At 59.9% G+C, this 18,588-nt stretch carries 18 protein-coding genes; 5 read left to right on the top strand and 13 right to left on the bottom strand.

From position 1 onward, the window contains the following. Positions 1-29: 29 nt before the first annotated feature. Positions 30-752: a peptidoglycan editing factor PgeF gene (gene pgeF, locus CCX46_RS26055; protein WP_127929825.1), complete on the bottom strand. Its 723-nt coding sequence runs from the start codon at positions 750-752 to the stop codon at positions 30-32. Beyond that, complete coding sequence (gene rluD, locus CCX46_RS26060; RefSeq protein WP_016986220.1) at positions 749-1,711, bottom strand: 23S rRNA pseudouridine(1911/1915/1917) synthase RluD; 963 nt, start codon at positions 1,709-1,711, stop codon at positions 749-751. Before rluD ends, pgeF begins: the two co-directional genes overlap by 4 nt. Before the next feature lie 151 nt (positions 1,712-1,862). Here rluD and CCX46_RS26065 point away from each other — a divergent pair, with 151 nt between their 5' ends. From CCX46_RS26065 to CCX46_RS26080, 4 genes are all read left to right on the top strand, one after another. After that, a complete protein-coding gene (locus CCX46_RS26065; RefSeq protein WP_127929826.1) occupies positions 1,863-2,879 on the top strand; it encodes an outer membrane protein assembly factor BamD in 1,017 nt (338 codons plus the stop codon). Positions 2,880-3,005: 126 nt separating this feature from the next. Continuing rightward, positions 3,006-3,248 (top strand): PP0621 family protein, encoded by a 243-nt coding sequence (locus CCX46_RS26070; protein ID WP_127929827.1) that lies wholly within the window; start codon positions 3,006-3,008, stop codon positions 3,246-3,248. Continuing rightward, the gene (locus CCX46_RS26075; protein WP_127930454.1) at positions 3,238-4,827 is read left to right on the top strand and encodes a sensor histidine kinase; all 1,590 of its coding nucleotides are present in this window, start codon (positions 3,238-3,240) and stop codon (positions 4,825-4,827) included. Before CCX46_RS26070 ends, CCX46_RS26075 begins: the two co-directional genes overlap by 11 nt. Next, the gene (locus tag CCX46_RS26080) at positions 4,824-6,170 is read left to right on the top strand and encodes a sigma-54-dependent transcriptional regulator (protein ID WP_127929828.1); all 1,347 of its coding nucleotides are present in this window, start codon (positions 4,824-4,826) and stop codon (positions 6,168-6,170) included. The genes CCX46_RS26075 and CCX46_RS26080 overlap by 4 nt, the downstream gene beginning before the upstream one ends. Positions 6,171-6,286: 116 nt before the next feature. On the opposite strand, the gene thiO is transcribed toward CCX46_RS26080, so the two are convergent. The 7 genes from thiO to CCX46_RS26115 are packed head-to-tail and all read right to left on the bottom strand — an operon-like array spanning position 6,287 to position 13,057. Then, on the bottom strand, positions 6,287-7,387 hold the full coding sequence (gene thiO, locus CCX46_RS26085; RefSeq protein WP_127929829.1) for a glycine oxidase ThiO: 1,101 nt from the start codon (positions 7,385-7,387) through the stop codon (positions 6,287-6,289). Positions 7,388-7,444: 57 nt separating this feature from the next. Beyond that, positions 7,445-7,846 carry a type IV pilin protein gene (locus tag CCX46_RS26090; RefSeq protein WP_127929830.1) on the bottom strand — a complete coding sequence of 134 codons (402 nt, stop codon included), beginning with the start codon at positions 7,844-7,846 and terminating at the stop codon, positions 7,445-7,447. Between the two features lie 15 nt (positions 7,847-7,861). After that, positions 7,862-10,951 carry a pilus assembly protein gene (locus CCX46_RS26095; RefSeq protein WP_127929831.1) on the bottom strand — a complete coding sequence of 1,030 codons (3,090 nt, stop codon included), beginning with the start codon at positions 10,949-10,951 and terminating at the stop codon, positions 7,862-7,864. Beyond that, complete coding sequence (locus tag CCX46_RS26100) at positions 10,938-11,417, bottom strand: pilus assembly PilX family protein (RefSeq protein ID WP_127929832.1); 480 nt, start codon at positions 11,415-11,417, stop codon at positions 10,938-10,940. Before CCX46_RS26100 ends, CCX46_RS26095 begins: the two co-directional genes overlap by 14 nt. Before the next feature lie 10 nt (positions 11,418-11,427). Beyond that, a complete protein-coding gene (locus CCX46_RS26105) occupies positions 11,428-12,141 on the bottom strand; it encodes a PilW family protein (RefSeq protein WP_095121755.1) in 714 nt (237 codons plus the stop codon). Continuing rightward, complete coding sequence (gene pilV, locus CCX46_RS26110; RefSeq protein ID WP_127929833.1) at positions 12,138-12,587, bottom strand: type IV pilus modification protein PilV; 450 nt, start codon at positions 12,585-12,587, stop codon at positions 12,138-12,140. Before pilV ends, CCX46_RS26105 begins: the two co-directional genes overlap by 4 nt. After that, entirely contained in the window at positions 12,584-13,057 is a 474-nt protein-coding gene (locus CCX46_RS26115; protein ID WP_127929834.1) for a GspH/FimT family pseudopilin, read from the bottom strand. The genes pilV and CCX46_RS26115 overlap by 4 nt, the downstream gene beginning before the upstream one ends. 130 nt (positions 13,058-13,187) lie before the next feature. Between CCX46_RS26115 and CCX46_RS26120 the strand changes: the two genes are divergently transcribed. Continuing rightward, positions 13,188-13,742, top strand: a complete 555-nt coding sequence (locus tag CCX46_RS26120) for a GspH/FimT family pseudopilin (RefSeq protein ID WP_127929835.1) — start codon at positions 13,188-13,190, stop codon at positions 13,740-13,742. Here the strand turns inward: CCX46_RS26120 and ispH are convergent. From ispH to ileS, 4 genes are all read right to left on the bottom strand, one after another. Then, positions 13,714-14,658 carry a 4-hydroxy-3-methylbut-2-enyl diphosphate reductase gene (ispH, locus tag CCX46_RS26125; protein WP_034153853.1) on the bottom strand — a complete coding sequence of 315 codons (945 nt, stop codon included), beginning with the start codon at positions 14,656-14,658 and terminating at the stop codon, positions 13,714-13,716. The genes CCX46_RS26120 and ispH overlap by 29 nt on opposite strands. A 138-nt stretch (positions 14,659-14,796) precedes the next feature. After that, positions 14,797-15,234, bottom strand: coding sequence for an FKBP-type peptidyl-prolyl cis-trans isomerase (gene fkpB, locus CCX46_RS26130; RefSeq protein WP_174245140.1), 438 nt, complete (start codon positions 15,232-15,234; stop codon positions 14,797-14,799). A gap of 7 nt (positions 15,235-15,241) precedes the next feature. Further along, positions 15,242-15,754, bottom strand: coding sequence for a signal peptidase II (gene lspA, locus CCX46_RS26135; RefSeq protein ID WP_007909836.1), 513 nt, complete (start codon positions 15,752-15,754; stop codon positions 15,242-15,244). After that, positions 15,747-18,578 (bottom strand): isoleucine--tRNA ligase, encoded by a 2,832-nt coding sequence (ileS, locus tag CCX46_RS26140; RefSeq protein ID WP_127929836.1) that lies wholly within the window; start codon positions 18,576-18,578, stop codon positions 15,747-15,749. Before ileS ends, lspA begins: the two co-directional genes overlap by 8 nt. Between the last annotated feature and the right edge of the window lie 10 nt (positions 18,579-18,588).

Genomic DNA, 18,588 nt, shown 5'->3' on the forward strand with positions numbered 1-18,588 from the left:
CGTCAGGCAGTTGATGCAGATCAGACAGTCTAGCGGGTGAGCCAAACCAAGGAGGCGAAGCGACCGGTGCGTGAGGCACGACGATAGGAGAAGAAGCGCGGATCGGTCACGGTGCAGAAACCACCGCCGTAAACCGCTGTAACACCTCGGGCTGCCAGACGCAGGCGCGCCAGCAAATAGATGTCCGCCATGAACTTGCCGGCATTGTCGCTCGGTACAAACGCCTCTGCTGCTTCAGGCAGTTGATTGATGAAGACTTCCCGCACTTCCGGGCCGACTTCAAAGGCTTTCGGGCCAATCGCCGGACCGAGCCAGACCAGAACATCCTTGGGCGGAATATCGAGGCTATCGAGCGTGGCTTCAAGTACACCCGCCGCCAGACCACGCCAACCGGCATGGGCCGCCGCGATACGGGTTCCAGCGCGATCGCAGAACAACGCTGGCAAACAATCAGCCGTCATTGCCGCGCAGGCAATACCGGGCGTTGCCGTCCAGCTCGCATCGGCGGTCGCAACAATGCCCGGATCAGCATGCGCCACGGTAATCCCGTGCACTTGCTGCAACCAGGCAGGCTGTATAGAGAATTGCTCGGTCAGGCGCCGACGGTTCTCGGCCACAGCCTCAGGACGATCATCAACATGATCGCCCAGATTGAGACTGTCGAACGGCGCCTCGCTGACACCGCCCTCGCGGGTGGTGACGCAGGCTTTGACGCTGGCCGGCGCAGGCCAGTCCGGCGTCAGCCAGTTCATCCGACGAATGCCTCGCGATCCTGCTTGAGCAGGGTCAGCAGCCAGACGAAATCTTCTGGCAGCGGCGATTCCCAGCTCATGCGTTCACCGGTCGTCGGATGATCCAGCTCAAGGAAGCGCGCGTGCAGGGCCTGACGCGGGAAATGCTTGAGCGATTCAACCATCGTCGGGTTCGCCGCTGGCGGAATGCGGAAACGACCGCCATACGCCGGATCGCCGACCAACGGGAAGTTGATGTGCGACATGTGCACGCGAATCTGGTGAGTACGACCGGTTTCCAGTTTCACCCGTACATGGGTGTGGGAACGGAAGCGCTCCAGCACGCGGTAGTGACTGACGGCTGGCTTGCCGCCTTCCATCACCGCCATGCGCTGGCGCTGCTGGCCGTGACGACCGATCGGGGCGTTGATCTTGCCACCGGCCGTCACCACGCCAATCACGATGCACTCATAGATACGGCTGACGCTGCGACTCTGCAACTGAGTAACCAGTTTGGTCTGCGCCTGAATGGTCTTGGCCACCACCATCAGACCGGTGGTGTCCTTGTCCAGACGATGCACGATGCCGGCGCGCGGGACATTGATGATGTCCGGCACGTGGTGCAGCAAGGCGTTGAGCAAGGTGCCATCGGCGTGACCGGCAGCCGGGTGCACCACCAGGCCCGCAGGCTTGTTGATCACCAGGATGTCGTCGTCTTCATAGACGATGTCGAGTTCGATGTCCTGGGCGATCCACTCGCCCTGGGCTTCCTGCTCGGCAGTCAGCTCAAGGATGGCACCGCCGTGCACGATGTCGCGCGGGCGGATGACCGCCCCGTCCACAGTCAGGCGACCTTCTTTGATCCAGGCGGAAAGGCGCGAGCGAGAGTGCTCAGCGAAGAGTTGGGCAGCGACTTGATCGAGGCGTTGGCCGCCCAATTCGGACGGCACCTCTGCGCGAAGTTCAATTTTATCGGACATGCTCTGACTGTGCGTCGGCACAGCTTTTGGTTTCGGCTGCGCGCTTGTGGTTAAATACGGCGTCTTTTGCCCCGAGGCTTTTCAACGGGGCGCTCATCATAACAGGACGGCCCCGCCCAAGACAGCGGCCGTCATAGGGACGCAAGCCGCCATGCAAGTGAAACACCTGCTGCTGATCGCCATCCTCGCATTGACCGCTGCTTGCTCATCGAAGGAAGTCGTAGACGAAAACCTCAGCGAAGCCGAGCTGTATCAGCAGGCTCAGACTGACCTGGACAACAACAGCTACACCAGCGCCACAGCCAAGCTGAAGGCTCTGGAGTCGCGTTATCCGTTCGGTCGCTACGCCGATCAGGCACAGCTGGAGCTGATCTACGCCAACTACAAGAACGCCGAGCCGGAAGCTGCAAAGTCTGCCGCCGAGCGTTTCATTCGTTTGCACCCGCAGCACCCGAACGTGGATTACGCGTACTACCTGAAAGGTCTGACCTCTTTCGACCAGGACGTCGGCCTGCTGGCGCGCTTCCTGCCGCTGGACATGACCAAGCGTGACCCGGGCGCCGCGCGCGACTCGTACAACGAGTTCGCCCAGCTGACCAGCCGCTACCCGAACAGCCGCTACGCGCCGGACGCCAAGCAGCGCATGATCTACCTGCGCAACCTGCTGGCGGCCTACGAAATTCACGTGGCCGACTACTACCTGACCCGTCAGGCTTATGTAGCCGCTGCCAACCGTGGCCGTTACGTCGTGGAAAACTTCCAGGAAACCCCATCGGTCGGCGACGGCCTGGCGGTGATGACTGAAGCCTATCAGCGTCTGCACCTGGACGAACTGGCGGCCACTAGCCTGGAAACCCTGAAGCTCAACTACCCGAACCACCCAAGCCTGCAAGATGGCCAGTTCGTGCCACGGGTTGCCGAAGCCGACAACCGTTCGTTCCTGAGCAAAGCCACTTTGGGCCTGATCGAATCGCGTCCACCGCTGCCGCCGGGTGAAACCCGCGCCAACCAGGACGTGCAGAAGCAGTTCCAGGACGCGAAAGACGCGATCCCGAACGAGCTCAAGCCTAAGGACGAAAACGGCGACGTGATCGAAGAACCGGAGCCTGAGTCGAGCAGCACCGACCGCTCGTGGTTCAGCTACATGACTTTCGGCGTGTTCGACTGATCGCACCGGCAGTAGAGAAAAGGGAGATCTGCGGATCTCCCTTTTTTATTGCCACGCATTAATAGGCTGTGCGCTGGTCGGGAGCTTGGCTAAACTGCCGGATCATCAGTCGGAAAGCCGCTCATCATGCTTCGTTTATTGTTCTGGATCGTCGTGATTTTCGCCGCCATATGGTTGTGGCGTAAATTCAAGGCACCCGCCGCGTCCTCTCAGTCCAATCGCGCCCCTCGCGAACAGGACGCCCCGCCGATGGTGCGCTGCGCCCATTGCGGCGTGCATCTGCCGCGCGACCGCGCGCTGAGCGTGCAACAACAGTGGTATTGCAGCCAGGCTCACCTTGAGCAAGGCCCGGGTGCCAGTGATCGCTGAGGCCACCCACGCCGACAGCAAACAGGCTCAGCGCCTGCTGCGCCTTTATCATCTTTACCGTTTAAGCGTCGGCATCACCCTGGTGTTGCTGATCTCCAGCAACATGGACAACCGCCTGCTGACGTCGGCCAACGACGAACTGCTGCGCGGCGGCAGCTGGCTGTATCTGATCCTCAACATCTTGCTGGTAGTGTTCCTTGAGAACACCCGACGGCCGGCGCAGCTGTTCAGCCTGGCCCTCGTCGATGTCCTGCTTTTATGCGGTGTGTTCTTTGCGGCAGGCGGTGTTGGCAGTGCGCTGGGCAATTTGCTGATTGTCTCGGTGGCAATCAGCAACACCTTGCTACGCCGACGCATCGGCCTGTTGATCGCCGCCATCGGCGCGCTGGGCATCGTCGGTTCGAGTTTCCTGCTGAGCTTCAACCATCCCCTGAGCGCCAATGAATACCTGCAAGCCGGCACCCTTGGCGCCCTGTGCTTTGCCGCCTCGTTGTTGGTGCAGGGACTGATCCGGCGCCTGGAGGTCAGCGAAACACTGGCCGAACAGCGCGCCAGTGAAGTGGTCGGGCTCGAAGCGCTCAATGCGCTGATCCTGCAACGCATGCGCACCGGGATTCTGGTCCTCGACGAGGAGCGCCGGGTGCAACTGGCGAACCACAGCGCACAAACCCTGCTCGCGCAATCTCACCTTCAGGGACATTTGATCGACGACTATTCCAGTGCGCTGGTCGATCGCCTGCAACTGTGGATGAACAACCCGACCTTGCGCCCGCAAAGCCTGAAAATCCCCGACAACGGCCTCGAACTGCAACCGAGCTTCATTGCCCTCGAGCAAAGTCCCAACCAGCAAACCCTGGTGTTTCTCGAAGACCTTGCGCAAATCGCCCAGCAGGCCCAGCAATTGAAACTGGCCGCGCTCGGGCGCTTGACCGCCGGGATCTCCCACGAGATCCGCAATCCGCTGGGTGCCATCAGTCACGCTGCACAGCTATTGGGGGAGTCCGAGGAACTCGACAGCGCCGATCGGCGTCTGACGCAGATCATTCAAGATCACTCCCAGCGCATGAACCGAGTCATCGAAAACGTCCTGCAACTGTCCCGGCGCCAACAGAGCGCGCCGCAACGACTGGATCTCAAGCCGTGGCTGGAGAATTTCGTTGCCGAAAGCCGCGAACAGGCGGGCGAGCGCCAGCAGATTCATCTGCGGATCAATTCAGGGGACTTCACCACGCTGATGGACCCCAACCAGCTCACGCAGATTCTCGACAATCTGTTACGCAATGGCTGGCGCCACAGCGCGCTGCTGCATGATCAAGCCGAAGTCTGGCTGGCCCTTTTCACCGATCCCGACAGCCAGTTGGCGATCCTCGAAGTGCAGGACAACGGCCCCGGCGTGCCTGCCGATGAACAGACACATCTGTTCGAACCGTTCTTCACCACCAGCAGCCAGGGCACCGGCCTTGGGCTTTATCTGTCCCGTGAGCTGTGCGAAAGCAACCAAGCGCGCCTAGACTTTCAATCACGCCAAGGCGGCGGCTGCTTTCGCATCACCTTTGCTCACGGACGGAAACAAAGTTGAACACGAGCCCACGGCAAAAAATCCTCATCGTCGACGACGAACCGGACATCCGCGAACTCCTGGAAATCACCCTGGGACGGATGAAACTCGACACCTACAGCGCGCGCAATCTGACTGAAGCCCAGGCGCTGTTGCATCGCGAAACATTCGACCTGTGCCTGACCGACATGCGTCTGCCCGACGGCACGGGACTGGAACTGGTGCAGCACATTCAGCAGCGTTATCCACAACTGCCAGTGGCGATGATCACCGCCTATGGCAGCCTGGAAACGGCGATCAACGCCTTGAAAGCAGGCGCATTCGACTTTCTTACCAAACCAGTGGACCTCACTCGCTTGCGCGAACTGGTCGGCACGGCACTACGCATGCCGGCGGCGGGCGGCAGCTCCACCTCGATTGATCGACGCTTGCTCGGCGATTCAGCGCCGATGCGCAACCTGCGCAAACAGATCGACAAACTCGCCCGCAGCCAGGCACCGGTGTACATCAGCGGCGAATCCGGCAGCGGTAAAGAACTGGTCGCGCGACTGATCCACGAACAGGGGCCGCGCGCCAGCCAGCCGTTCGTACCGGTGAACTGCGGGGCGATTCCCTCGGAGCTGATGGAAAGCGAGTTTTTTGGTCATCGCAAAGGCAGTTTCACCGGCGCAGTCGAGGACAAACCCGGGCTGTTTCAGGCGGCCCATGGCGGCACGTTGTTTCTCGATGAAGTGGCGGATTTGCCGCTGTCGATGCAGGTGAAGTTACTGCGCGCGATTCAGGAAAAAGCCGTGCGCAGTGTCGGCGGCCAGCAGGAAAGCGTGGTCGATGTGCGGATTCTTTGCGCCACCCACAAGGATCTCGATGCAGAGGTCGCGGCCGAGCGTTTTCGTCAGGACCTTTATTACCGCCTGAACGTGATTGAATTGCGCGTGCCGTCGCTGCGTGAGCGCCGTGATGACATTGAAGTGCTGGCGGCACATATGCTCAAGCGTTTGGCCAAGGACACCGGCCAACCGGCAGCACGCTTGCATCCGCAGGCGTTGGAAGCGCTGAAGAACTACCGCTTTCCGGGGAATGTGCGGGAACTGGAGAACGTGCTCGAACGAGCGCACACCCTGTGTGAAAACCGCACGATCGAGGCTGAAGATTTACGTTTGAGTGAAGGCAACTGCGCGGCGGATGGTGGGATTGCCGATCTGACCCAGATCGATAATCTGGAAGATTATCTGGAGAACGTCGAGCGCAAACTCATCTTGCAGGCGCTGGAGGAGACGCGCTGGAATCGTACGGCGGCGGCGCAGCGGTTGAGTCTTTCGTTCAGATCGATGCGCTACAGACTGAAGAAATTGGGCCTGGATTGAGGCCCCCCTTCGCGAGCAGGCTCGCTCCCACATTGGATTTTGTGAACGACAAAGATCAACTGTGGAAGCAAGCCTGCTCGCGAAAGCGATCTGCCAGGCTACAGAGAAATACTTGACTAAATACGGCCTTCCGGTGCATACGGCGCAGGATCAATAATCGGCGCCCTTCCCAGCATCACATCGGCAAACAGCTGGCACGACGCTGGCGCCAGTACCAGCCCATTGCGGTAATGCCCGCAGTTCAACCACAACCCGTCGAACCCCGGCACCCGGCCAATATACGGAATGCCCTCCGGCGAGCCCGGGCGCAACCCCGCCCAGTGCCCGACCACTTCGGCATCGGCCAACGCTGGCAATAACTCCACTGCCGAAGCCTTGAGGCTTTCCAGTGCAACGTCGGTCGGCGTCTTGTCGTAGCCTTCGTGCTCCAGCGTGCTGCCGATCAGAATATGGCCATCTCGGCGCGGGATCGCATAACGGCCCTTGGCCAATACCATGCTCGGCAGAAAATCCGCCGCACACTTGTAGAGAATCATCTGGCCTTTGACCGGTTCGACCGGCAATGTCAGATCCAGCGTCTTGAGCAGATCACCGCTCCACGCCCCAGCGGTCAGCACGACCTGATCGCCCTTGATCACACCCTTCGACGTCTCGACGCCAGTAACTCGCCCGTTCTCGCGGACAAACCCGCTGACTTCGCATTGTTCGTGAATGGTCACGTTCGGCAATGCCTGCAACGCCGCTTTCAGCGACTTGACCAGGCGCGGATTGCGCACGTTGGCGACATCCGCCATGTAGATCGCCCGGGAGAAACCGCCACCGAGCACCGGCACCGCATCATGCGCCGCCGAGATATCCACAGCCCGCAACGGGCGATTTTCCCGCTCGGCCCAGGCCAGCGCTTCGGCTTCATCGTCCAGATCCAGCCAGTACAGGCCGGTGGTGTGTACTTCAGGATCCACCCCGGTGTCAGCGAACAAACGCTCGCCGAGCTGTGGATAAAAATCCTGCGACCAGTGCGCCAGCGCGGTGACTGCCGGGCTATAGCGCCACGGATACAGCGGCGAAACGATACCGCCGCCCGCCCAGGACGATTCCTGGCCGAGGTTCGAGCGATCGAGCAGCACCACGCTGCGCACTTCGGAGGCGAGATTGTAGGCGGTCAGCAGGCCAATCACCCCGCCACCGACAATCACCACTTGCTGTTGCCTGGTCATGTTTGTTCCAACCGTAAAAAAGACAGTGGGCGCAAAAGGCACCCGAAAGAAAGCGCCTCAGCGGCCCCAGCAATCCTTGGTGGTCAGCCCGGTGGTCGCGTTGTTCATGCTGCGCACACCGGTGTTGGTCAGGGTGAAGTCCCCGCACTTGTCGGTGGCCATCGACGTACCCGTCTTGCGGGTCGCGGTCAGCACAAAGGTCTGGTCAGCAATGGTCGGGGTGAGGGTGTAGAAGTCATTGCCCGTGCTGAGTCCGGTGATACCGGTGTAGACATTGTTCCTGGTGTAGAAACGCTCGAGGCTCTGCGCTTGCTCCGAGAGCAGCGACACCACTTCGGCGCGACGGCCCTTTTTCAGGTACTCGGTATAGCTCGGTGCGGCGATGGTGATGACGATCCCGATGATCGCAATCACGATCATGATTTCGATCAGGGTGAAGCCTCGGTTGAATCTGCGCATGCCTCAAACTCTCGCTTACTGTATTTGTCGCCACATGATACGACGGCTGCCACCGCCGCCCTTTTCCACCAGGGTGGTGATGTTACCGCTGGAATCGTTAACAATTTTGCGTGTTGCGCCGTTGACGATGGCGTTCAGGGTCGGAATGCCACCGGTAAATATCACACCACTGGAAATCGTGTCGCTGCTGTCAACCACTCCATCCCCGTTGGTATCGAACACCGCATAGTTGAGCATCTTACCGCTGAACGCATCGAGTTCGGCCACTTTGCCGGTTCCGAAACTGGAACAGGGATCGGTGGTATCGACGCTGGCGGTGGTGAAGACGATTCGCCCAAGCACCAGACTGGCCTGATTGATCACGCGCTCACCGATCAGCGCGTTGTTATACACCAAGGGCAGGTACCAGCCCTTCTCTCCCGGATAGGTCGTGTCGTTCTGGGTAGTTGTCACAAACTGCCCGGTACTGCCGGAGAACACGCCAGTCACCGCCTGCGCCTGCAAACTGCCAACAGTGATGTTTCCGGAGCCGCCATCGGCATCCCACACCGAATAGAACGCCTGCAAATCCTTGTTGGTTTTGTCAGCCGTCTCGTTGAATTTACCGGTACCGACGAAAATCTGTTTGCCGCCAAGCGCGTTGTCCGCCAGTAGCGGTTGCGCGGTGATCGGTTGAGTCGCCCCGCCCGCCGTGGTGAATAACGGCTTGCCGGAAAACGCTAAACCCCAACTGTCCGTCGAGGTCGCGCTCAAGTCGAACTTCCATAAGCGCCCTTTCAAATCACCGCCATAAGCGGCCTGCACGACGTTCTGTGAGTTGACCTTGAGTTTCACCGAGGACAAACCATTAGTGGTTTCGGTACTGTCGATGACGATTTTCTTGATCAGCGACCCATCACGTACGTCCAGCACATACAACGCCGCCACGCCGGAGTTGCTGCCGTAGCCATTGGCAATGAAAGCAGCCCAGCGACCATCGGCCAAGCGTGCCACTTCCGGGCGTGCGTAGGCGTAACCCAGATCATTGAAAGCGTTGGCGGTGCTTACAGTCGCCGGCGCACTGACTTCCCACAATGCGCGCAAAACGTTACCCGCCGAAGCGTCAAACAGTTGCAGCGCGTAGAACGTCTTGCCTCCGGCACCGGTTCCGCCGATGGCCAGGGTTTTCCATGCGCTATTGAGCTGGGCGTCATACACGCCGACCTGGCCGTCGACCAGAAACTTGTGGCTGACGCCGTTGAAGTAGTTCGGATCGGCAATCAGCCGCAGCGACGGTAATACGCTGGAAGGCATATAAGCGTAACGACGGCTGCCGTTGGCCGAGTTGATGACGTTGACGAAACCGTCGTTGGCGTTCACCACCAGACTGGCATTCATGTTTGCCGCTTTGGTGGTCAGGTAAGCGGTGTACGTGGTGTCGCCCGACAGATCGGAGGCTGTCTTGTCCGTCGGTGAGGCCAGCACCAACGGCGAGTTGATGATGTCGCCGAGCAACACGCTACGCACTTTGAGCCCGGTCTTGTTGGTGCCTTTGCTCCACTCCACCAGATCACTACCGGTAATACCGGTGGGCAGGCCTTGGCTGAGTGTCGTCTGCTGGGGCGCGGAAAAATTACCATAGGCCAGCGCAACGGCGGCGTTGCTTGTAGTGTTCCACGACTGATAGGTCGGTGCGATCGCACTCGGTACGATAGTGGTGTCAGTGGTCCAGAGCACCGCAGAGGTATTCACCGCTCCGGATGCATTGAAGCCGAAGGACTTGATCGTGCCGCGCCAGTCCTTGGGGTCGTAACTGGTCTGAAAGTAACTGGAGCCGCTCGCCAGTGTGGTGCCGCTGGTGACACCACTACCGCCGGAACCGGCCTTGGAAGTGATATCACTCAACGCCGACGACAACGCGGCGTTGAGCCCGGTGCTGTCAGTCGCCTGGTAATACCTGCCCTGCCCGTAACTGGCCGCGTCCGACAGCATGTCGTTGTCGGCGGTGAAGCCCACGGTATAGGTGTTCATATTCTGCTTGGGAAAATCCACCGCGTTCCAACTCTTGCCCGCCGCGTCGGTACCGGTCGAGCGCATGTCGATATCGAAGGCGAACTTGGCGATATCATCCAGATACAACGTATCCCCTTCTTTGTCGCCATAGAGGTTGTTGCCGTCATTGCTGACACCGTCCCAGTTCGGTAACCGGCTGCCGCCCAATGGGTCGTTGCTCGGAAAGGTACGGTCGAAGGTCGGCAAGCCATCGGTTATCACCACGCCATAATTTTTCTGGCAGCGGTATTGGATCGGACTGGTATAGGTCGCGGGCGCGCTGTTGTAGTACGGCGCCATGCCGCGCATATAGCGGGTGATTTCATAGTAGGTTTCTGCCAACGGCGTGTTGGCCACGGCACTCAAACCATTGATCGATGAGATCAGCGCGTTGTAGTTGGTGTCTGCCTGCGCCTGCGTGACGCTCCCGGACACCGGCGCCAAGTCGCTGATCGAGCGGGCGATATAACCGCCATTACCAGAGTCGTTGTTGGTGACCGGGTTGAAAGTCGACAGGCCAATACGCAAAGTGCGATTGCTGGTGACCAGCGCCGTCGACACGTTACGCGCGACGTTGATTCGGTAGTCGTTGGGAATCGCCCCAGTGGTGAAATCGCGTGTGCCATTGTTGATGGCCAGACTGACGACGTAGGAAATGTAGTCGCCTGTATATCGCGTGTTGCCGCCACCCACAGGGTCCGGCAGTTTCAGACACAGTGGCGCGACACTGTTGTTGTAAAACGCGTACGCGCCACCCGAACACCCGGAGGTCGGAAGGCTTGATAAAAACACAGGATCGCCAGTGATCGTTGGCGCGTTCAGAGGGGTGCATAACCCGAGAAACGCATTGCACTGCCGCGCCGGCGTGCGATCAACCGTCGGGTCGAATCCAGCCGCATAAATGATGCTGTTCATACTCCCCGAATCGTCGATCAGCAGCATGACGTTGGGGGGAACCGCCGCTGCACTCAACAGCGGTGAATCGGAGGGGGTGAACGCATACGCCGGTGCCACCAGATAGAAGCTCAGCAGCATGCCGATCACCAGCGATGTCCAGCGTTCAATACTTCGCATAAACACTCTCCACCACGCTACGCGAAGTACCGGCGATGCCGACCGCTGTAACCCGATACAACGTCGCCGAGGTGTTGCTCGGTACGTTCACGGCCGTGAGCGTGGTGCCGATATTCTGCACACCATAGAAACCATTGCCGGCCGCAATCCAGGTGACCCCGGAAGTCGAGTTGAGCCCCGCCGAGCTGACCACTGACGACTCCGCTGGCGGCGCGCATTGCGTGGTACCGCTGCACACGGCCAGCGAATAACTGTCCAGTTGCACCGCACTTTCGCCAATCCGCAACGCCGCCTCGGCAGTCTGAAACGACTGATTACGCAGACTCACGCTGCCGGCCATTTTTTCCTGCAGGTTGGCGCTCTGCATCGACGACAGACCAATCAGGGTCAGCAACAACAGGAATACCAGACTGACCAGCAACACCATGCCGTGCTGAGTCTGACGGGTGTGAAGAGAAATCCTCATCAGCGCGCCCTCACTGCAAGCGGTTGCGCAAAGCGGCAACCACGTTGAAGGTTTGACTGCGCACCCGATTGTTCGGATCGTTGAGGGTCAGGCTCAGGCGCACACTACGGATGCGCGCCGGATCACTGGGGTTGGCGCTATAAGTCGAAGCGGCCACATCTGTCGCGGAACTGGCCAGACCGAACATCACAGTGAACGCACTGACGTTGTTCACCAGCACCTGCTGCGTCGGTGTGCCGCTGCCGGTGCCCATGAGAATCTGATTGTTGCTGAAACTGTAGATCAGACGCCGGATCGGAAACGCGATCTGTCCGCTCGCCGGAGATCGCAAGCCGGTATACGCCGTCGCACTGTTACGGCAGTCGGAGAGCACCGTCCAGGTCGGCGTGCCCCCGCCGCTGCCGATATCGGCGGTGACCAGCGTCAGTTTCAGGTTGGCATTGTCCCAACTGATCGGCATGACCTGCGCAGCGTTGAAGTCGCCCGCGGAGCTCGAATCGAGGATCGTGCCCAGACAGCCGAACATCCCGACCATGCGAATTTCCTGAATCATTTTGCTCAACACGAACCGAGCGTCTTCCTGCATCGCGGCGGCGCTGTTCTGGCTGACATAAGTATTTTTCGCCGCGATGAAAATCTGCACCACGCCCAGCACCACAATCAGCCCCAGTGCCAGGGCGACGAGCATCTCGATCAGACCAAAACCACGCTGACCACGCCTCATGGTGTAGCCACCGGATCGACGGCGGCGCGGCTGGTCAGGACAAAACTGCGTTGAGCACTGGCGCTGTTGGCGGCTCGCGCATCGCTCCAGTTGATGGTAATCGTGTAAACCCGCTGATTGAGGGTGATGCTGCCTGTCGCGGTCGGGCCACCGAAGTTGACGATGTTGGTGGTGAAATCGTAGAGATCCTGGTCGCGCGCAACGCTGAGATTGGCCGAAGTCGGCGGCGTGACGGTGTAGTCGGCGCCGGAGTTGGCGCGGATGCGGTCCATCATGTCGTAGGCGATGAAACTGGCCTGGCTGGTCATCCGCGAGCTGTCGGTGTACTTCAGCGCATTCAGTTGCACCGCTGCCGCGCCCAGCAGCCCGACCGTCAGAATCAGCAACGCGACCAGTACTTCGATCAGCGTCATGCCCTGCTGTACGTATTGACTCCTTGCCCTCATCCGCAACTTCCACCCAATTGAATTCGTCCGTTCAAACACACGTTCAGCGTCCTGCTTTGCGTTCCCAACGTGTAACTGATGGTCACCGCCGTCGACGGCGCTGCCAGACCACCGAGGTTGTTGAAATCCAGTGCGGTCACTCCTGAGGGTAGCGTCAGAGTGGCGCCGCTGCTCATCGCGGGAACAACCCGCAACACATTGGCCGGATTGCCAGTACTGTCATAGACCGCCAGTTCACCGGTCCAGACGCTGCCACCAGCGGTTGGGCGCAGGCGTAGGGTGGTGCCACGGTCGATGGCTTCGAGCCTGGCGAAATTGATCGCCCGTTGCAGATCGCCCATCTCGGTATCAGCCTTGCTGCTCTGTATCGATCGGGTGAACGCCGGCACGGCCAAAGTGATCAGGATCACGAAGATCGCGACCGCGACCAACAACTCGATCAGCGTGAAACCTTTTGTACGAAGATCCATCAATGCCCTCCGTTGCCGTCGGCTATACCTGCTTCTACACGCTAGAACATTCAACCGGCCCGCGTCGGTTGATTTGCCCTGCCCGGCGCACGGAGCGCGCCGTTCATCACACTCCACGGAGGGAGTTTTAATGCCGCAACAGGGTTTCAGCCTGATCGAACTGCTTATGGGACTGGCGATTGGCGCAATTGTTCTGCTGTTGGTCAGTCCGGCGTTTGCCACGCTCAGAGAATCGAACCATCGGGATCAGGCAGCGCAATCCTTGCTCGATGGCCTGCGCAACGCTCGCACCCAGGCCATCACACGCAATCAGAGCGTGGTGATCCATGGCATCAACGGCGACTGGAGTCAGGGCTGGCGGATCATTCTGGATATCAGCGGCAAGGGGTCGAAAGACAACAGCAATCCGCTGCTGCAAGAAAGTGTGAGCGACACACAGGTGCCAATTGTCGGCAATTGGTCAGTAAGTCGTTACGTACGCTTCAGCAGTCTGGGGCAACCGCTGATGCCCGGGCGGGCGTTTCAGGCAGGGACATTACATGTCTGCTCGGCTCGCGAGCCGGTCAGCCAGCGCCAGATAGTGCTGGCGGCGACCGGTCGCGTGCGCCTGAGCAGCGAAGAAGCTGAGCAGGCGCTGTGTCAAAAAGCCAAACGTATCAGATCGAACGCACGCGCAGCTCTTTAGGCATCGAGAAGGTGATGTTCTCTTCACGCCCGGCCAATTCATCGGCACCGGTCGCACCCCAGGCCTGCAATTGCTGAATCACGCCGCGCACCAGCACTTCCGGCGCGGACGCCCCGGCGGTGATGCCGATTCGCTCGACACCATCGAACCAGCTCTTTTGCAGGTCTTCGGCACCGTCGATCAGGTAGGCCGGTGTGGCCATGCGCTCGGCGAGCTCACGCAGACGGTTGGAGTTGGAGCTGTTCGGGCTGCCGACTACCAGCACCACGTCGCACTCGTCGGCCAATTGCTTGACCGCGTCCTGGCGGTTTTGCGTGGCGTAGCAGATGTCGTCCTTGCGCGGACCACCGATGGCCGGGAAGCGCGTGCGCAAGGCATCGATGACGCGACTGGTGTCGTCCATCGACAGCGTCGTCTGAGTAACGAAAGCCAGTTTTTCCGGGTTGTGCACCTGCAACTCGGCAACGTCTTTCTCGTCTTCGACGAGGTAAATCGCGCCGCCATTGCTGCCGTCGTACTGACCCATGGTGCCTTCGACTTCCGGGTGACCGGCGTGGCCGATGAGGATGCACTCACGACCGTCGCGGCTGTATTTCGCCACTTCGATGTGCACCTTGGTCACCAGCGGGCAAGTAGCGTCGAATACTTTCAGGCCACGGCCAGCGGCTTCGGTGCGCACGGCTTGAGATACGCCGTGAGCACTGAAAATCACGATGACGTCATCCGGCACCTGATCCAGCTCTTCGACGAAGATCGCCCCACGGCTGCGCAGGTCTTCAACGACGAACTTGTTGTGCACCACTTCATGGCGCACATAGATCGGCGGCCCGAAGACTTCCAGGGCGCGGTTGACGATTTCGATCGCCCGGTCCACGCCGGCGCAGAAGCCACGGGGGTTGGCGAGTTTGATTTGCATGCTGTGCCTCGTGTCTTGCGCGCGAAAACAATGAATTACCAACTGGGTGGGAGCGAGCCTGCTCGCGAAAGCTGACTGACATTCAACATCGACGTCGCCTGACACACCGCTTTCGCGAACAGGCTCGCTCCCACATTTTTACAGCGCTTTAACGTTGATGATCTCGACGTCAAAGGTCAGCGTCTTGCCCGCCAGCGGATGGTTGAAGTCGATGGTCACTTGCGTGTCGTCGAACTCTTTCACCACACCCGGCAACTCAGTATTGGCCGCATCGTTGAAGATCACCAGCAAACCCGGTGACAACTCCATGTCGACAAACTGCGAACGCGGGATGATCTGCACGTTCTGCGGGTTCGGCTGGCCGAAGGCGTTTTCCGGCTCGACGGTCAGCGTGCGCTTGTCGCCGGCCTTGAAGCCGAACAGCGCTGCTTCGAAACCCGGCAGCAGGTTGCCGTCGCCGACCTTGAAGGTCGCCGGGGCTTTGTCGAACGTACTGTCGACGGTGTCGCCGTTCTCCAGGCGCAATGCAAAGTGCAAAGTGACTTCCGTGTTCTGGCCGATGCGTTGCTCAGCCAATACCTGTTCAGTCATGAACGGCTTCTCCGGTCTTTTTACTTTTGAACATATCCAGTGCCAGCATCACCGCGCCAACGGTAATCGCGCTGTCGGCGAAGTTGAACGCCGGGAAGTACCAGCGGTTCTGCCAGTGCACCAGAATGAAATCGATCACATGGCCCAAGGCAATGCGGTCATACAGATTGCCCAGTGCGCCGCCCAATACCAGCGCCAGCGCGACGGCCAGCCAGGTTTCGTTGCGGCCCAGGCGCTTGAGCCAGACCACCAGCACCGCACTGACCACAATCGCGATCAGGGCGAACAGCCAGCGCTGCCAGCCGGAGCTGTCAGCCAGGAAGCTGAACGCAGCGCCAGTGTTGTAGGCCAGGGTCCAGCTGAAGTAATCGGGAATAATCACGATCTGCTGGAACATTTCGAGCTTGCCTTCGAAGTAGAACTTGCTGGCCTGGTCGATGACCAGAACCAGCAAACTCAACCACAGCCAGCTCAACCGTCCGAAACGGCCAACGGCATTAGGCATAGTGACGAACCTCGCCAGCGCCGCTGATGTTGTCGACGCAACGACCGCAGATTTCCGGATGTTCCGGGTTCACGCCAACATCTTCACGGCAGTGCCAGCAACGGGCGCACTTCGGGAAGGCCGATTTGACGATCTTCAGCTTCAGGCCGCTGACTTCCGTCACCACCGCATCGGCCGGAGCCTGAACGAACGGCGCAACGCTTGCGGTCGAAGTGATCAGGACAAAGCGCAGTTCGTTGCTCAGCTTGGCCAGATCGGCGCTCAGCGCGTCTTCGGCGTACAGCGTCACTTCGGCTTGCAGGTTGCCACCGACAGCTTTCGCTGCGCGCTGGATTTCCATTTCTTTGTTGACCGCTACTTTGACCGCCATCACGCGTTCCCAGTAGTCGCGACCCAGTTCAACGTCGGCTGGCAGTTCGGTCAAACCTTCATACCAGGTGTTGAGCATGACCGATTCGTTGCGTTCGCCCGGCAGGTATTCCCACAGTTCGTCGGCGGTGAAGGCGAGGATCGGCGCGATCCAGCGCACCAGCGCTTCGGAGATGTGGAACAGCGCGGTTTGCGCCGAACGGCGGGCCTTGCTGTTGGCGCCAGTGGTGTACTGACGGTCCTTGATGATGTCGAGGTAGAAACCGCCCAGCTCCTGCACGCAGAAGTTGTGGATCTTCGAGTAGACGTTCCAGAAACGGTATTCGCCGTAGTGCTCTTGCAGCTCGCGTTGCAGCAGCAAGGTGCGGTCGACCGCCCAACGATCCAGCGCGAGCATTTCTTCAGCCGGCAGGATATCAGTGGCCGGGTTGAAACCGCTCAGGTTCGAAAGCAGGAAGCGCGCGGTGTTACGGATACGACGATAGGCGTCCGCGCTGCGCTGCAGGATCTGGTCGGAAACCGCCATCTCGCCGGAGTAGTCAGTCGAAGCCACCCACAGACGCATGATGTCAGCGCCCAGCGTGTCGTTGACTTTCTGCGGCGCAATCACGTTGCCCAGCGATTTGGACATTTTGCGGCCGGCTTCGTCGACGGTGAAACCGTGGGTCAGCAGTTCGCGGTACGGCGCGTGGTTGTCGATGGCGCAACCGGTCAGCAGCGACGAGTGGAACCAGCCACGGTGCTGGTCGGAACCTTCCAGGTACAGATCGGCACGCGGGCCGCTCTCGTGACCCATCGAGTGCGAACCGCGCAGGACGTGCCAGTGCGTGGTGCCCGAATCGAACCAGACGTCGAGGGTGTCGCTGATCTTGTCGTACAGCGGCGCTTCGTCACCGAGCAGTTCGGCAGCGTCCATCTTGAACCAGGCTTCGATGCCTTCGACTTCAACGCGCTTGGCGACTTCTTCCATCAGCTCGACAGTGCGTGGGTGCAGTTCGCCGCTTTCCTTGTTGAGGAAGAACGGGATCGGCACGCCCCAGTTGCGCTGACGCGAGATGCACCAGTCCGGACGGTTGGCGATCATCGAGTGCAGGCGCGCCTGGCCCCAGGCCGGGACGAACTTGGTGTCTTCGATGGCTTTGAGCGAGCGCACCCGCAGGGTGTCGCCGCTGGTTGGCTCTTTGTCCATGCCGATGAACCACTGCGCGGTGGCGCGGTAGATCAGCGGGGTCTTGTGACGCCAGCAGTGCATGTAGCTGTGTTTGATGATGGCGGTGTGCAACAGCGCACCGACTTCGGTCAGCTTGTCGACGATGGCCGGGTTGGCCTTCCAGATGAACTGGCCGCCGAAGAACTCCAGCGACGGCGCGTAAACGCCGTTGCTCTGCACTGGATTAAGGATCTCGTCGTTGACCATGCCGTACTTCTTGCAGGTCACGAAGTCGTCCACGCCGTAGGCCGGAGCGGAGTGAACCACGCCGGTGCCAGCGCCCAGTTCGACGTAGTCAGCCAGGTACACCGGCGACAGACGGTCATAGAACGGGTGACGGAAATTGATCAGCTCCAGCTCTTTACCGGTGGTGGTCGCGATGACCGAACCTTCAACGCCGTAGCGAGTCAGGCAGGCTTCGACCAGCTCTTCAGCCAGCACCAGCAGCTTGTCGCCGACATCAACCAGCGCGTAGTTGAACTCCGGGTGAACGTTCAGCGCCTGGTTGGCCGGGATGGTCCACGGGGTAGTGGTCCAGATCACGATCGAGGCAGGTTTGCTCAGCGACGGCAGACCGAACGCAGCAGCCAGTTGGGCTTCGTCAGCGATCGGGAAAGCAACGTCGATGGTCGAGGAGTCCTTGTTCTCGTACTCGACTTCCGCTTCAGCCAGGGCCGAACCGCAGTCGAAGCACCAGTTCACTGGCTTGAGGCCCTTGAACACGAAACCGCCCTTGACGATTTCGGCGAGGGCGCGGATTTCACCGGCCTCGTTCTTGAAATCCATGGTTTTGTACGGGTTGGCCCAATCGCCCAGCACGCCGAGACGGATGAATTCGGACTTCTGCCCTTCGATCTGCTCGGTGGCGTAGGCACGGCACAGTTCACGGGTCTTGTCCGCGCCCAGGTTCTTGCCGTGGGTCACTTCAACCTTGTGCTCGATCGGCAGGCCGTGGCAGTCCCAACCCGGAACATAAGGCGCGTCGAAACCCGACAGGGTCTTCGAGCGGATGATCATGTCCTTGAGAATCTTGTTCAGTGCGTGACCGATGTGGATCGTGCCGTTGGCATACGGAGGACCGTCGTGCAGAACGAACTTCGGACGATCCTTGCCAATCTCGCGCAACTTTCCGTACAGGCCAATACTGTCCCAGCGCTGCAGGATCTGCGGTTCGCGCTGTGGCAGGCCGGCCTTCATTGGGAAGGCGGTGTCCGGAAGGTTAAGCGTGGCTTTATAGTCGGTCATTTAAGGCTCT

The organism is Pseudomonas sp. RU47 (genome assembly GCF_004011755.1).
In the GTDB taxonomy this organism is placed as follows: domain Bacteria; phylum Pseudomonadota; class Gammaproteobacteria; order Pseudomonadales; family Pseudomonadaceae; genus Aquipseudomonas.

Bases quoted from the DNA above. Each gene is read 5' to 3' on its own strand.
- CCX46_RS26120 (WP_127929835.1), top strand. From the start codon at position 13,188: ATGCCGCAACAGGGTTTCAGCCTGATCGAACTGCTTATGGGACTGGCG.
- thiO (WP_127929829.1), bottom strand. From the start codon at position 7,387: ATGACCAGGCAACAGCAAGTGGTGATTGTCGGTGGCGGGGTGATTGGC.
- CCX46_RS26095 (WP_127929831.1), bottom strand. From the start codon at position 10,951: ATGCGAAGTATTGAACGCTGGACATCGCTGGTGATCGGCATGCTGCTG.
- ispH (WP_034153853.1), bottom strand. From the start codon at position 14,658: ATGCAAATCAAACTCGCCAACCCCCGTGGCTTCTGCGCCGGCGTGGAC.
- CCX46_RS26105 (WP_095121755.1), bottom strand. From the start codon at position 12,141: ATGAGGCGTGGTCAGCGTGGTTTTGGTCTGATCGAGATGCTCGTCGCC.
- lspA (WP_007909836.1), bottom strand. From the start codon at position 15,754: ATGCCTAATGCCGTTGGCCGTTTCGGACGGTTGAGCTGGCTGTGGTTG.
- ileS (WP_127929836.1), bottom strand. From the start codon at position 18,578: ATGACCGACTATAAAGCCACGCTTAACCTTCCGGACACCGCCTTCCCA.
- CCX46_RS26090 (WP_127929830.1), bottom strand. From the start codon at position 7,846: ATGCGCAGATTCAACCGAGGCTTCACCCTGATCGAAATCATGATCGTG.
- CCX46_RS26100 (WP_127929832.1), bottom strand. From the start codon at position 11,417: ATGAGGATTTCTCTTCACACCCGTCAGACTCAGCACGGCATGGTGTTG.
- pgeF (WP_127929825.1), bottom strand. From the start codon at position 752: ATGAACTGGCTGACGCCGGACTGGCCTGCGCCGGCCAGCGTCAAAGCC.
- CCX46_RS26065 (WP_127929826.1), top strand. From the start codon at position 1,863: ATGCAAGTGAAACACCTGCTGCTGATCGCCATCCTCGCATTGACCGCT.
- CCX46_RS26115 (WP_127929834.1), bottom strand. From the start codon at position 13,057: ATGGATCTTCGTACAAAAGGTTTCACGCTGATCGAGTTGTTGGTCGCG.
- rluD (WP_016986220.1), bottom strand. From the start codon at position 1,711: ATGTCCGATAAAATTGAACTTCGCGCAGAGGTGCCGTCCGAATTGGGC.
- pilV (WP_127929833.1), bottom strand. From the start codon at position 12,587: ATGAGGGCAAGGAGTCAATACGTACAGCAGGGCATGACGCTGATCGAA.
- CCX46_RS26070 (WP_127929827.1), top strand. From the start codon at position 3,006: ATGCTTCGTTTATTGTTCTGGATCGTCGTGATTTTCGCCGCCATATGG.